Below are 15,353 nucleotides of genomic sequence, written 5' to 3' on the forward strand. Positions count from 1 at the left end.
GAAGCCGCGCCATCCAGAAGAACGACCTTGGAGACACAGACATGAATCGCGAGCCAGACGTCCACGCCGCAGGCCGGCAACCCACGCGCGCCGCAGCCGCGGCCTTTGTCGGCACCACGATCGAGTGGTACGACTTTTATATCTACGCCACGGCGTCCGCGCTGATCTTCGGCAAGCTGTTCTTTCCAGGCGGCGATCCGTTCTTCGCCACGCTGGCTTCGTTCGGCACTTTCGCGGTCGGCTTCTTCGCGCGACCGTTCGGCGGGCTGGTGTTCGGCCACCTTGGCGACCGCATCGGCCGCAAGAAGGCGCTCGTGGCGACGCTCGCGATCATGGGCGTCGGCACCGTCGGCATCGGCTTTCTGCCGACTTACGCGAGCGCCGGCGTGTGGGCGCCGGTGCTGCTCGTACTGCTGCGCGTCGCGCAGGGGATCGCGATCGGCGGCGAGTGGGGCGGCGCGGTGCTGATGGCGAGCGAACATGCGCCGCAAGGGCGGCGAACCTTCTTCGCCTCGTTCGCGCAACTCGGTAGTCCGGCGGGCCTGATCCTGTCGCTGCTCGCGTTCCGCGCGGTGGCCTCGATGGACAAGGACGCGTTTCTCAGCTGGGGATGGCGTCTGCCGTTTCTCGCCAGCGCAGTGCTGCTGGTGGTCGGCCTGCTGATCCGCGCGGGTGTGGACGAATCGCCGGAATTCAAGGCGCTCAAGGCGCAACGGCGAGTGGCCGCGCTACCCGTGGCCGAAGTCGTGCGCGATGCGTGGCGCACGCTGTTGCTGTGCCTCGGCGCGAACGTGATCGGCGTGGCCGGCGCGTGGTTCATCAATACTTTCATGCTCAATTACACGACGCAGACGCTCGGCCTCGACCGGTCGTTGATTCTCGACTGCCTGTTCGTCGTAGCGTTCATTCAGTTGTTCACGCAACTAGGTTCGGGATGGTTCGCGCAACGCATCGGCACGGGACGTTTCCTGAAGGGCGCGGCAGCGCTGGCAATGCTGTCGCCGTATCCCATGTTCGCGCTCGTCTCGACCGGACGGCCGGTGGCGATCGTGATCGGCATTGCGCTGGCGGTGATGTGCATGTCGAGTTCGTATGCGGTGATGGCGGGGTTCATGTCGACCGCGTTCGCCGTGCGCGTCAGGTACTCGGCGATTTCGCTGTCGTACCAGGTGTGCGCCGCGCTGGCCGGCGGCCTGACGCCGCTGATCGGAACGTTGCTCGCGCATCGGTATCCGGGCGCCTGGTGGCCGCTTGCCGTGTTCTATAGTGTTCTGGCCGGGGTGTCGCTGGTGTGCATCAGTACGCTGGAGCGCCGCAAGCGTGGCGCGGCGCATGGCGTGGCCGAAGCGGCCTAGCACTCTGCGCGTGTGATTGTGCGCGTGCCGCCGACGCCCGGAAACGCGAGGAAATGTGATTTTCGTGGTTAACCCCACGTCATAGTCCCCCGACATAATGTCATCCTCACTGGCGCAAAAGCCGCCTACCATCAAAGCGGAAGGCAAAAACGGGGGAAGTCATCATGAATCGCTATCGTTCGCTGGGGGTCGTGACCGGTGCCGCCCAGGTTGCCAGTGCCGACGTGCTGTGCAGAATGAGCGCCGCCTGGCAACGGCGCGGTGCGGCGCGGCCGTTCGATCTCCTTCTGGAGCGGCACTCGTGGCAAGGGCCGGCCTCGCAGCGCGAAGTGGATGCGCAGTTCAAGATCCATGTGTTCGACACCATGCGGGCGTTCGAAAAACGCGGAGTCGAAGCGATCGTGTTGCCGTGCTTCCTTAGCCATACCTTCATCGACGAACTTTCTGCAAACGTGGCCGTGCCGGTCGCCAACATCATGACGGCGCTCTCGGCGCACGTGCGGCGAGCATTTCCGTCGGTGCGCCGGGTCGGCGTGCTCACTTCGGATGCCATTCGCGATAACGGCCTTTTCGAGCGTTATTTCGACGCCGCGCGGTTCGACGTGCTGCATCCGCGCAACGAAGCGGGCTTCGATTGCGTGACGAGCGCCGTCTATAGCGACGAAGGCATCAGGAGCGGCTGTCTCTATGGCCGGCCGGTCGAGTTGTTGCGCGCGGCGTGCGCGGATCTCATTGCGCAAGGGGCGGAGATCATCCTGCCGGGGCTCGTAGAAATCGCGCTGGTCGCGCGCGCACTCGGGCGGCTCGAGGTGCCGCTCGTCGACGTCAATCTGGTGTACGCGCGCTATGTCGCGGCAGCCCAGTATTCGCAGCAGGAGCGGCGCTTCAAGGTGGGCGTGCTGGGCGGCGTCGGGCCGGCGGCGACGGTCGATTTCATGGCCAAGCTGGTACGCAACACGCCGGCCGCATGCGATCAGGATCACATCAAGGTCATGGTCGAGCAGAACCCGCAGATTCCGGACCGCACCGCCGCGCTGCTCGGTAGCGGAGAGGATCCGACGCTCGCGCTATATGCCGCCTGCAGGACGCTCGAAGACGGCGGTGCGGACCTGATCGCGATTCCGTGCAATACGGCGCATGCGTTCGTCGAGCGGATCCAGCCGTCGCTCGGCATTCCGATCGTCAATATGCTGACCTGTACCGCCGATTATCTGCGCGAGACCTTTCCGGGCTTGCGTGAAATCGGCGTGCTGGCCACCACGGGCACGCTGGCGAGCCGCGTCTATGAACAGTCGCTCGAAGCGCGCGGTTTCGTGCAGATCGTGCCCGGCGAGCAGGCTCAGGCGCGGCTGATGCATGCCGTCTACGGACCGAAGGGCGCCAAGGCGGGGTTCACCTCGGGCGAGTGCCGCGACGACCTCGCCGCGGCGGTCGACGACCTGATCGCGCAAGGCGTGCAAGTGATCGTGCTGGGTTGTACCGAATTGCCGCTGCTGTTGCGCGACGCCGCGCTGGCTTGTGCGGCCGGGCGGGTGGTAAGGCTTGTCGATCCGACCGAGGTGCTGGCGAAACGCTGCGTGGCGTATGCGCTGGGTGAGCGCGGGGCGCCGCGTTTCCACCACAATGCCCAGAGGACGAGCGCGATCAGTACTGTTGCATCCAGTGCGCCCGGTATGGGCAACGGGTCGGCCCACTTGTCCCTGTTTGTCGACGGGGAATAGTAAGGCGTGCCGCTGCCATAAGCCTGCGCCAGATTGCACACGTTGACCGCACCTGTGGCAAGCAGGACGGCACACACCGCAACAACGGACAGGACGCGTTTTGTGCCGTTTGTTCGCGCACAAAGTTTTCCATTCGCCAAATCCTCTTTGGTCATCAAAGAGGATTCAGACTATCCGCGTCCCGATCACAACTTGAAAAAATGCGTTTATCGGTTGCTGCGTCATCGCAGCGTTGCCGGCGACGCACGATCAGGTACGCTACTGCTGGCGGAACAGCAGATCTTGTCCGCAGATGGCTCCCGGCAAGACACAGTTGCAATTGCGACTTGCGAGCCAAACCTGTATAAATATACAGTATAGTATCCCCTTAGAAGCTGGGCTTCGGCGCGCGTTTCCGCCGGCCCCGGCGGCACCGGACTTGCGCGGTCGCGAGGCGTCCGTGAGAGGTGGCCCACTCATTCAGGCGGTCGAAAAAATTGGCATCTAACGGCATTATCAGGATTCGCGGCGCGCGCCAGCACAACCTCAAGAACGTCGACCTCGACGTACGAACCGGCGAAATGACAGTCGTAACCGGCCCGTCCGGCTCCGGCAAGTCGAGCCTCGTGTTCGACACGCTTTACGCGGAAGGGCAGCGGCGCTACGTCGAAACGTTCAGCGCTTACGCACGGCAGTTTCTGGACCGCATGGACCGGCCGCAAGTCGACCGCGTGGACGGCGTGCCGCCCGCCATCGCGATCGACCAGACCAATCCGGTGCGCAGTTCGCGCTCCACCGTCGGCACCATGACGGAGCTCAACGATCACCTGAAGCTCCTCTACGCGCGCGCGGCCGAACTGTTCGACCGCAAGACGGCCCGCCAGGTGCGGCACGACACGCCGGAAACGATCTACGCCGAACTGCTCGAGCGCACCGCGAAGAACGAGCCGCGGCTCGTCGTCACGTTCCCGGTCGAACTGCCGGAGTCCGCGTCGGAGCAGGAAGTGGAGCAGTGGTTGTCGGCGAGCGGCTACACGCGCGTTCAGGCACAGCGCGAAGTCGATTCGCCCACGGGCAAGCGCAAACTGCTCGATGTGGTGGCCGACCGCTTCCGGCCGCGCTCGGTGGACAAGCAGCGAGTGGTCGAGGCGATCGAGGCGTCGCTCAAGCGCGGCGGAGGGCGCGTCAATGTTTATGTGCTGCCGGCGTCGTCGGAAGGGCCGGAAGCTCAGGAAAGCGAACCGGAAATCTGGCGCTTCTCCACCGGCTTGCATAGCCCCGAAAGCGATCTGCGCTATGCGGACCCGCAGCCCGCGCTGTTCTCGTTCAACTCGGCGTACGGCGCGTGCGAAGTCTGCCGCGGTTTTGGTCGCGTGATCGGCGTCGACCTCGGGCTGGTGATTCCGGACGCGCGCAAGACGCTGCGCGACGGTGCGATCAAGCCCATGCAAACGCCGGCCTGGAAGGAATGCCAGGACGATCTGATGCGCTACGCGGCGAAAGCGGATATTCGCCGCGGCACGCCGTGGGGCGAGCTGACGGACGCCGAGCGCGACTGGGTCATCAACGGCTCGCCCGACTGGAACGGCAAGTGGCAAAGCCACTGGTACGGTGTCAAACGCTTCTTCGAATATCTCGAATCGAAAGCGTACAAGATGCATATCCGTGTGCTGCTGTCCAAATACCGCAGCTATACGCCGTGCGAAACCTGCGGCGGCGCGCGTCTGAAAACCGAATCGCTGTTGTGGCGCCTCGGCAGCAAAGCGAATGCGGACGACGTGTTGCCGGCCGGCAAGCGCTTCCTGCCGCGCGGCGTCGACTGGACGCGCGAACAGCTCGAAGCGTTGCCGGGTCTGACCGTGCACGACCTGATGCTGATGCCGATCGAGCGTATCCGGCGCTTCTTCGACGAAGTCAGCCTGCCGAGCGCGCTGCTCGACGACGCGCTCAAACTGCTGCTCGCCGAAGTGCGCACGCGCCTCAAATATCTGTGCGACGTGGGCCTCGGTTATCTCACGCTCGACCGGCAGAGCCGCACGCTGTCGGGCGGCGAGGTGCAGCGGATCAATCTGACCACGGCGCTCGGCACGTCGCTCACCAAGACGCTTTTCGTGCTCGACGAGCCGAGCATCGGCCTGCATCCGCGCGACCTGAACCGCATTGTCGAAGCCATGCACCGCTTGCGCGACGCGGGCAATACGCTGGTGGTGGTCGAGCACGATCCCTCGGTCATGCTCGCCGCGGATCGTCTGATCGACATGGGCCCGGGGCCGGGCGAGCGCGGCGGCTCGATCATTTATGACGGCGTGCCCGAGGCGATCCGTTCTTCCGGCACGCTCACCGGTGAGTATCTTGGCGGCCGCCGGCATGTGGCGGACGCGGCGCACTGGTCACAGCGTCCGGTGAATGACGCCACGCCGCGCATCGTGCTGGAAGGCGCGACGGAACACAATCTGCGCGATGTCACGGTGGAGATTCCGCTGGAGCGGCTCGTCTGTGTGACGGGGGTATCGGGTTCCGGCAAATCCACGCTGCTGCAAGACGTGCTGTATCCGGCCATGGCGCGCCACTTCGGTCTTGCCACCGAATCGCCGGGCGCATTCAGAAGCTTGAGCGGCGCCGATCAGGTCACCGACGTCGTGTTCGTCGACCAGTCGCCGATCGGCAAGACCGCGCGGTCGAACCCGGCCAGTTATGTCGGCGCGTTCGACGAAATCCGCAAACTGTTCGCCAGGGCGCCGCTCGCGCAGCAACGCGGCTACGGCCCGGGCATGTTCAGCTTCAATTCGGGTGACGGCCGCTGCCCGACGTGCGGCGGCTCGGGTTTCGAACATATCGAAATGCAGTTCCTGAGCGACGTGTACCTGCGTTGCCCCGATTGCGACGGGCGCCGTTATCGCGCGGAACTGCTCGAAGTAAAGATCGAACGCGGCGAACCGGCGCGCGCGCTGAGCATTGCCGACGTGCTGGAACTGACGGTGAGCGAAGCAACCACCTTTTTTGCCAAAGACGCCGAAGTGCTGCGCGTGCTGCAGCCAATCGTCGACGTGGGCCTCGAATACGTGAAGCTCGGCCAGCCGGTGCCCACGTTGTCGGGCGGCGAAGCACAACGGCTCAAACTCGCCGGGTTTCTCGCGGAATCGGCTCAGGCGCGCACCGCGCGCAGCGCGAAGCAGCCGGTCGCGAAGCGTCTGTTCATGTTCGACGAACCGACCACCGGCCTGCATTTCGACGACATCGCCAAGCTGATGCAGGCGTTCGGCAAACTGCTCGCGAGCGGTCATTCGCTGATCGTGATCGAGCACAACCTCGACGTGATCCGCGCGGCCGACTGGCTGATCGACCTCGGTCCCGAAGGTGGCGACGGCGGCGGCCGGGTGCTGTGCGCCGGCACGCCGGAAGACGTCAAGGCGTGCCCGGAATCGCATACCGGCGAAGCGCTGCTGCAATACGACCGCGCCATGAACGCGGCCGCCGAACCGGCGTCGCAAGGCATTCCGCTGCAGAAGGCGCTGAGCGCGGCGCGTGCGCGCCGGGCCGTCGAAGGCGAGGACGTGGTGCGCATCGTCAATGCGCGCGAGCACAACCTGAAATCGCTGGACGTGGACATTCCGCACGGCAAATTCAACGTGATTACCGGGGTCTCCGGTTCGGGCAAGTCCACGCTCGCCTTCGACATTCTGTTCCATGAAGGGCAGCGCCGTTACCTCGAATCGCTCAACGCCTACGCGCGTTCCATCGTGCAGCCCGCGGGGCGGCCCGAGGTGGACGCGGTGTACGGCATTCCGCCGACCGTCGCGATCGAGCAGCGGCTTTCGCGCGGCGGCCGCAAGAGCACCGTGGCGACTACGTCCGAGGTGTGGCACTTCCTGCGTCTGCTGTATGTGAAGCTCGGTCTGCAGCATTGCATTCATGACGGCACGCCGGTTACGTCGCAAAGCGTGGAATCCATCGCGGCGCAGTTGCTGCGCGATCACAAGGGGCAGCACGTTGGTTTTCTCGCGCCGCTGGTCGTGAATCGCAAGGGCGTCTATACCGATCTGGCGAAGTGGGCGAAAGCGCGCGGCAATACGCATCTGCGTGTGGATGGCGAATTCGTGCCGGTGGACCCGTGGCCGAAGCTCGACCGCTTCCGCGAGCATACGATCGAGTTGCCGGTGACCGATCTCGTCGTGTCGCCGGACCATGAAGCCGAGTTGCGTCAGGCGCTCGACCAGACGCTGGAAGTCGGCAAGGGCGTGATGCATCTGCTGGCGCCGCTCGACGGTTTGCACGACGCGATGAGCGGCGGCCGCCCCACGGCGCAACTCGGCGCCGTGAAGGTGCTGTCCACCAAGCGCGCGTGTCCGGTGTGCGGCACGAGCTATCCCGAGCTCGACCCGCGCATGTTCTCGTATAACAGCAAGCATGGCTGGTGTACGACCTGCGTCGGCACGGGTCTCGCGCTCACGCGCGAGCAGCGCGCCGCATACGACGACACGATCGTTGTCGACGACAATCGCGGCCGCGAACAGAGCCTGCCTTCGGAAGAGCAGGAGCCCGAAGGCCTCGTGGATGAACCGTGTCCGGACTGTGCGGGCACGCGTCTGAATCCCACTGCACGCGCGGTCACCTTCGACGCGCAGGCCATTGTCGATGTCGCGCAATGGACCGTGTCCGACACGCGCGCGTGGGTCGACACACTGGAAATGACCGGTCGCGACGCGGAAATCGCGCGCGACGTGATCAGCGAAATCGGCAGCCGCCTGCAGTTCCTCGAAGAAGTCGGACTCGGCTATCTGAGTCTCGATCGCGCCGCGCCGAGTCTCTCGGGTGGCGAGGCGCAGCGTATCCGTCTCGCGGCGCAACTCGGCAGCAATCTGCAAGGCGTGTGCTACGTACTCGACGAACCGACCATCGGTCTGCATCCACGCGACAATCAGATTCTGCTGAACGCTCTGCGCAAGCTCGGTGAGAAGGGCAACACGCTGGTGGTCGTCGAGCACGACGAGGACACCATCCGGCGCGCCGATCACATCATCGACATCGGGCCGGGCGCGGGCAAGCGCGGCGGCACGCTGGTCGCGCAGGGCAGTGTGGCGGACCTGTCGGCGCAACCCGATTCCGTGACCGGGCAGTTTCTCGCCAACCCGATCGTGCATCCGTTGCAGCCGCGTCGTGAAGTGGTCGCGCCGGGCAAGCGCACGGCCGCGGTGCCGGAAAACTGGCTGACCGTGCACGGTGGCAAACTGCACAACCTGCGCAACGTCACGGTCGGTATTCCGCTCTCGCGATTGGTGGCGGTCACGGGCGTCAGCGGTTCCGGCAAGTCGACCCTTGCACGCGACGTGTTGATGGCTAATCTGCTGGATGCGGTCGGGCGGTCGGTGCTGTCGTCGCCGGCCACACGGCGCGCGCGCGCCGCGGCCGAGGAGAAGCCGGCGGCGAACCGGCGCTCCAGCGTGCTGGCGCGCACGGCGCCGCGCGCGCAATTGAACGTGACGCATGCATGGCAAGGCTGCGATTCGATCACCGGCTGGGAGACTATCGACCGCGTACTCGAAGTCGATCAAACGCCGATCGGCAAGACGCCGCGTTCGTGTCCTGCCACTTACATCGGCGTATGGGACGCGATCCGCAAGCTGTTCGCCGGCACGCTCGAAGCGCGTGCGCGCGGCTATACGGCCTCGCGTTTCTCGTTCAACACGGGCGAAGGCCGTTGCCCGGCCTGCGAGGGGCAGGGCGTGCGCACCATCGGCATGAGCTTTCTGCCCGATGTGAAAGTGCCTTGCGATGTGTGTCACGGGCAGCGCTTCAATCCCGAGACGCTCGCGGTCACATGGCGCGGCAAGAATATCGGCGACGTGCTGACTATGGAAATCGACGAAGCCGTCGAGTTTTTCGCGCCCATCTCGAACATCGCCCATCCGTTGCAGTTGATGAAAGACGTCGGGCTCGGCTATCTAACACTGGGTCAACCTTCGCCCACGTTGTCGGGTGGCGAAGCGCAGCGTATCAAGCTCGTCACCGAATTAAGCAAGGTGCGCGACGACATTACGCGGCGCGGTCAGAAGCCGCCGCACACGTTATATGTGCTGGACGAACCGACCGTGGGCCTGCATATGGCTGACGTCGCCAGGCTGATTCGCGTGCTGCATCGTCTCGCGGACGGTGGCCATAGTGTCGTCGTCATCGAGCACGATCTGGACGTGATCGCCGAGGCGGACTGGATCATCGATCTCGGCCCGGAGGGTGGCGTGGGCGGCGGGTCGATTGTCGCCGCCACGGATCCCGAAGGACTCGCCCGCGTTGCCGCAAGTCATACAGGCGCCGCGTTGCGGCCCGTTCTCGCGCGATCGCGCGACAACGACACCATCGTTGCGGGCGAAGGCACGAACGGTTGATGTAGCAGGGAGCGGCGCAATCAACGTTGCGCCGCTCCTTTCCTGTTTGTTGCACCTGGCAGGTTGCGCGCTCGCAAGGCGACCGCCGACACGCGCATGCGGCCGACGAGAAGTTGTCCTGCTCTCCCTGCTAAGTCCACTCACGCTCGGCGTTATTCTGTCTGTTAGCGTTATGTAATTTAATTGAATTGTTTTGTAATTAACTATAAGACGCCATTGAGATGCGTATTTAAAGTGTCGTAAATACCGCTAAAAATATTTTCGAACACGGTTTTCCTTCTGCTATCGTCTCGCCTTCGGCGGCGGTCTCATTCCGGCGTCCTGATCACTCCAGCAAACGTACTGTTCACGGTCCGCTCGAATCATGCGGCGACCGTGCGAAGAGGCGTGCCCGGCCGGCCTTCCGTTTGTGCGGTGCGGCCGTTCAGTTGAGAGTTTCGCGTGCATTCATGCACGTCGCGAGTGCAGTGAAATCCCAATTCTCGTGCAGAAAAAGTCGAATGCTTATCTGCTCCGTATACGCTTATTCTTTTAAAGCGGCGCCAATTCGGTATGAGTTAGAGTTATCTCTCTAAACTAAGTATGCCGCCATCAAAAAAAGTTTGACCGTACATTTTTTGTCCTGCTATCTTTGCGTCCCATGAAACGCATGTGACGTTCGCGCAAAAAGTTCCAGGCGCTACGACCCACATCGATCAGGTTGTCTCGATCGTGTACGCAAGGCGGAAGTGAGTGGGTCAAATTTAATCTATTAGTAGTTCTACTTAGATCGGCTATTGGGCTCGCATGACCTGCGGCCGCAGTCCTCCTGAGTCACGTCCGTGTCATCGGAACGAGGCTGGGTAGTGCTGCGTCCGTTTTGGACTACGAATCAAAAGAGGCCGATCGCCAGATGGCTGAAGTGAATGTGGTTTGCGGTATGTAAGCGCACTGCAGTTACAGAAATGAACGGTTCACGCCGGAGGAGTAAAGGTGGGTACGAAAGTCGAAGGGCAATTTCCGGCAGCAGCGGCCCGTATGGAGAGGCCAGGGCGCCCGCGTGAGTTTGGGCGCAAGCAGCAAAACCCAGTACGTCGCTTCGGCGGTATCGCAGTCGTTCTGCTCCTGCATATCGTGCTGATTTACGCACTGATCAATGGCCTCGCCACCAAGGTCGTGCAGGTCATTCAGCATCCTATCGAAACGAAGATCATCGAGCCGGTGAAGCCGCCGCCTCCGCCGCCGTTGCCCACGGTGCAATTGCCGCCGCCGAAGTTCGCGCCGCCGCCGCCGCCGTTTGTGCCGCCGCCGGAAGTGCAGGTGCAGACGCCGCCGCAGCCGACGATTACGCATCAGGCCGCACCGGTTGTGTCGGCGCCCGCCGTGGCGCCGCCCGCACCACCGGCGCCGCCCGCGCCGAGCAAGCCGGTGAGCACTGAAGTCGGGGTGGTGTGCCCGAACTCGGATCAGATCCGTTCGTCGATCCGCTATCCGAAAGAAGCTCAGGAAAACAACGTAACGGGTGATGTTCTCATTGAATTCGTTGTCGACCCGCAGGGCCATATTACGAATGAACGCGTTGCCAAATCCGCAGACGACTCGTCACTGGATCGTGCTGCATTCAACGCGGTCAAGCAGTTCACGTGCGTTTCCCAAGGCCAGGCTGTCCGTGTGCAAGTTCCGTTCTCGTTTAATCTGAACTGAATTCACCGGCTGTTCGGTACCGGTAGCGATTTATCAGTCTTGGTTTTGAAGTTGTACTAATGAACTTGGAGCAGGCATGAAGAAGCGTACTCTCGCCGCACTGGCGGCAACCATGTTGATCGCCGTAACTACGGTGGATACCTTTGTTGCACCGCAAATGGCCCATGCGCAGGCTAGCGACGCTACGGCGTCGGCTGCAGCGCCTGCCACCGCCGCGCCGCAAACGGCGAGTTCCGCCGCTGACGAAGCCGTGCCGCCGCCGGCGCCGGCCACGTCCGAAACCGTCAATAACCCGTACGGCCTCGGCGCACTGTGGAAGAACGGCGACTTTGTCGCGCGCTTCGTGCTGATTCTGCTGGTGCTCATGTCGATGGGCAGCTGGTACATCATGATCACCAAGTTCGTCGAGCAGTTCCGTGCGAACCGCCGCGCAAAGAGCGCCGATGAACAACTCTGGACTGCGCCGTCGCTGGTCGAAGGCGCGAAGCTTCTCGACGAAGCGTCGCCGTTCCGCTTCATCGCGGAAACGGCGATCGAAGCCGGCGAGCATCACGACGAAGCGCTGCTCGAAGCCGTGGACCGCAACACGTGGATCGATACCTCGGTGGAGCGTGCCATTACCAACGTGTCGAATCGTCTGCAAGACGGCCTGGCGTTCCTCGGCACGGTGGGTTCGACGGCGCCGTTCGTCGGCCTGTTCGGCACGGTGTGGGGGATTTATCACGCACTGACCGCTATCGGCATTGCCGGCCAGGCTTCGATCGACAAGGTCGCGGGTCCGGTGGGCGAGGCACTGATCATGACCGCCATTGGTCTCGCGGTGGCCGTGCCCGCGGTGCTCGGCTACAACTTCCTGGTTCGTCGCAACAAGTCGGTGATGGAGCGTGTGCGTGCATTCGGCGCGCAACTGCATACCGTTCTGCTGGCCGGCAGCCGTCGCCCGGCGCGTGCCGCGGCTCGCGAAGCGTCGCTGGTTCAATAAGCGGAGTCTGTCATGGCAATGAGCGTTGGGCAGGACGACAACGACGAGGTCATCTCCAGTATCAACACTACGCCGCTCGTCGACGTGATGCTGGTTCTGCTGATCATCTTTCTGATCACGATTCCGGTCGTGACGCATACGGTGCCGGTGCAATTGCCGAAGGAGACGATCCAGCCGCTGCAGACTACGCCGAAAAGTATCGTCATCGCGGTCAATCGCGACGGCGACTTCTTCTGGAACGAGAAGCAGGTCGACGGGCCTACGCTGCTGGCACGCCTGAAGACCGTGTCGGTCATGACGCCGCAACCGGAAGTGCATGTTCGCGGCGACCAGAACGCGCGTTATGAATTTATCGGTCGGGTCATTACCGAGTGCGAGCGCGCTGGTATTGCGAAGGTTTCGTTTATTACTGAGCCGCCCGCGCGCGGGGGGTGACTTTGCATGGGACCGCACTAAGTGCGGTGCATGGGACCAGAGTAAGCGCTAAAGCACTAACTCTGGTCGACAGCTAAAGCACTAAGTCCGGTCGACAGCTTTGCATGGGACCGGACTAAGTGCGGTGCATGGGACCAAAGTAAGCGCTAAAGCGCTAACTCTGGTCGACAGCTGAAGCACTAAGTCCGGTCGACAGGAGCCAATAATGGGAATGAACGTATCGTCGGGCGGCGGCAGTGAGCCGGATGTGATGGTGGACATCAACACCACGCCGTTGATCGACGTGATGCTGGTGCTGTTGATCATGCTGATCATCACAATTCCGATCCAGACGCATGCCATCAAGATGAATCTGCCGGTCGGCAATCCGCCGCCGCCGATCACGCAACCTGAAGTAGTACAGATCGATATCGACTTCGACGGCACCACCACCTGGAACGGCCAGCCGGTGCCGAACCGTGCTGCGCTCGAATCCAGGCTCGCTCAGGTAGCGGCTGAACCGGTGCAGGCGGAAATCCATCTGCGGCCGAACAAGCTGGTGCCGTACAAGGATGTCGCCGAGGTGATGGCGTCCGCGCAACGGCTGGGCGCGACGAAAATCGGCCTGATCGGCAACGAGCAGTACATGCAATAGGGAAGGCAATGCAAACGATTCATCAACGGTTCAAGCGTGCCGTCGTCGCGGCCGCTCTCGTGCTGCCGCTCGCCGCTCATGCCGCCGACACCTTGCGGCCGGATGTGGCGAAACCGCTGAACGCCGCACAGGATCTGTATCGCGCGCACAAGTACAAGGACGCGCTGACGAAGATCGATCAGGCGGCGGCCGTGCCCGGCAAGACGCCGTATGAAAGCACCATGATCGAGCAGATGCGCGGCGCGGCTGCGGCGGCGGCCGGAGAATCCGGCGTGGCTGCTCAGTCGTACGAAACGTTGCTGAGTTCCGGGAAGTTGAGTGGCACGGACGAACAGCGCACCTCGGCGGCTCTGGCCGGCATCTACTTCCAGCAAAAAAACTATACGCAGGCAGCGAAAGTCGCGCAGCGTTATCTGAAGTCGGGCGGTAGCGATCCTGACATGCGCACGCTGCTGGTTCAGTCTTACTACCTGTCGAACGATTGCGCGAGCGTGGTGAGCCTGCTCAAGCCGGGCATCGACGCGCAAGTGCGCGCCGGTCACGCGCCTGACGAATCGCAATTGCAATTGCTCGGCACGTGCGCGCAACGTGTGAAGGACGACGCCACGTATCGCAGCACGCTTGAAAAGCTGGTTGCTTACCATCCGAAACAGTCGTACTGGGACGATCTGTTCTCGGCGATTCGCAATAAACCCGGCTATTCGTCGAAACTCGATATCGACACGTATCGGTTGCGCCGTGCAACGGGCTCACTGTCCACCGCCGACGACTACATGGAAATGACCCAGCTTGCAATCGTGGCGGGCACCACCGCCGAAGGCAAACAGGTCATCGATCAGGGTTTTGCTTCGGGCGTTCTGGGACACGACGCGCAGGCGGACCGCGAGAAGCGTCTGCAGGCACTCGCGGCAAAACGCGCGCAGGCGGCGGCCGATCCGGCGAACCCTGTCGCACCGGTCGATCTGGGCTTCAACCAGGTTTTTGCCGGACAGGTAAAGCAGGGTTTGGCCGCGATGGATAGCGCGATCGCCAGGGGAGGACTCGACCATCCGGACCAGGCGCAGCTTCATCTCGGCGAGGCGTACTACGTGGCCGGCGACAAGGCCCGTGCGGTGCAAGCCTTCCGCGCCGTGAAGGGTACCGACGGTTCGGCGGATCTCGCCCGCTTGTGGGTGCTGGTGGCGTCGAAATAGAAGCACGCTGTTCCGTTATGTTCCATCAGACGAGGCGCGCTCGTCGCGGCGAAGGTGGGCCGCTTCCAATGCCGGAACGTGGTTGCATTCGCAACTATCGCCCGGCATCAGGAAGAGGCGGACATCTTCCGGAAAACACATTGATCGAGCTATCCACGGCGGCGTCCCGGCAGGCGTACCAGGGAGGCTTGAGGAGGGTTGCAGCGTTTGATGAAACTTAATTTGCTTATATCAAACTATTTTTGACTACGGGATTCTGTCTTGCTATGGTTTTGCCACTCAATAACAAGGCACACGTTGCAGTCGCTATAGGAAGCAAAATCCGCGCGCTTCGCCAACGGCTCAAGCGCACGCTGGATGAAGTGGCAAAGACTGCGGGCATTTCCAAGCCCTTTCTGTCGCAGGTGGAACGGGGTCACGCAACCCCTTCGATTACATCGCTGGTTGGTATTGCCCGAGCTTTAGGTGTCACGGTGCAGTACTTCGTCGACACGCCGACCGAAGACAAGTCGGTGTTGAGAGGGAGTGATCTGAAGTACTTCGGTTTTGACGGAAGCGCCAATCTGTTTGGGCGGCTCACGAATCTGTCGGTCGGCAGCAAGCTGGAGGTCATCCTCGTCAGAATGCCGGTGGGACAGAATCCGTCGGAGGTCACGACGCACGCAGGCGAAGAGTTTCTGTATGTAATGAGCGGCCAGATCTCGCTCACGCTGGAAGGTACGACGTTCGTGTTGCAGGCGGGTGACACCGCGCATTACGAGTCTACTGTGCCGCACTCCTGGTCCAATACCGCACGTGAAGAAGCGGTGATCGTGTGGGTGGGTACACCAAGATTGTTCTGATGCCGTAGGCCATGCTTCTGAAAAAAGCAGGCATTCTGTATTTGTAAGCATTACTTAAGTCTATATCCGCGATTTGGGAAAAACAGGCCGGCCAATGGCGGAATCCACTCGCGTGGCGGTAGGGATGACAAGAATTGGAAAAGCGC

Annotated in this window: 9 protein-coding genes; all 9 read left to right on the forward strand. The window is 62.5% G+C overall.

Annotated features, from left to right (window positions below):
- The first annotated feature begins 41 nt into the window (after window positions 1-41).
- The 9 genes from BXE_RS07130 to BXE_RS07170 all read left to right on the forward strand — a co-directional run bounded on the left by BXE_RS07130 (window position 42) and on the right by BXE_RS07170 (window position 15,207).
- The gene (locus BXE_RS07130; RefSeq protein WP_011487689.1) at window positions 42-1,355 is read left to right on the forward strand and encodes an MFS transporter; all 1,314 of its coding nucleotides are present in this window, start codon (window positions 42-44) and stop codon (window positions 1,353-1,355) included.
- A gap of 164 nt (window positions 1,356-1,519) precedes the next feature.
- Window positions 1,520-3,076: an amino acid racemase gene (locus tag BXE_RS07135; protein WP_011487690.1), complete on the forward strand. Its 1,557-nt coding sequence runs from the start codon at window positions 1,520-1,522 to the stop codon at window positions 3,074-3,076.
- Between the two features lie 446 nt (window positions 3,077-3,522).
- A complete protein-coding gene (gene uvrA, locus BXE_RS07140) occupies window positions 3,523-9,438 on the forward strand; it encodes an excinuclease ABC subunit UvrA (RefSeq protein ID WP_011487692.1) in 5,916 nt (1,971 codons plus the stop codon).
- Window positions 9,439-10,410: 972 nt separating this feature from the next.
- A complete protein-coding gene (locus tag BXE_RS07145; protein WP_011487693.1) occupies window positions 10,411-11,121 on the forward strand; it encodes an energy transducer TonB in 711 nt (236 codons plus the stop codon).
- A 76-nt stretch (window positions 11,122-11,197) separates the two neighbouring features.
- Window positions 11,198-12,103: a MotA/TolQ/ExbB proton channel family protein gene (locus BXE_RS07150; protein ID WP_011487694.1), complete on the forward strand. Its 906-nt coding sequence runs from the start codon at window positions 11,198-11,200 to the stop codon at window positions 12,101-12,103.
- 12 nt (window positions 12,104-12,115) lie between these two features.
- Window positions 12,116-12,538, forward strand: coding sequence for an ExbD/TolR family protein (locus tag BXE_RS07155; protein WP_011487695.1), 423 nt, complete (start codon window positions 12,116-12,118; stop codon window positions 12,536-12,538).
- 205 nt (window positions 12,539-12,743) lie between these two features.
- Entirely contained in the window at window positions 12,744-13,172 is a 429-nt protein-coding gene (locus BXE_RS07160; RefSeq protein WP_011487696.1) for an ExbD/TolR family protein, read from the forward strand.
- A gap of 8 nt (window positions 13,173-13,180) precedes the next feature.
- Window positions 13,181-14,365: a tetratricopeptide repeat protein gene (locus BXE_RS07165; protein ID WP_011487697.1), complete on the forward strand. Its 1,185-nt coding sequence runs from the start codon at window positions 13,181-13,183 to the stop codon at window positions 14,363-14,365.
- Between the two features lie 266 nt (window positions 14,366-14,631).
- The gene (locus tag BXE_RS07170; RefSeq protein WP_011487698.1) at window positions 14,632-15,207 is read left to right on the forward strand and encodes a helix-turn-helix domain-containing protein; all 576 of its coding nucleotides are present in this window, start codon (window positions 14,632-14,634) and stop codon (window positions 15,205-15,207) included.
- The last annotated feature ends 146 nt before the right edge of the window (window positions 15,208-15,353 follow it).

It is taken from the genome of Paraburkholderia xenovorans LB400, from assembly GCF_000013645.1.
Classification (GTDB): Bacteria; Pseudomonadota; Gammaproteobacteria; order Burkholderiales; family Burkholderiaceae; genus Paraburkholderia; species Paraburkholderia xenovorans.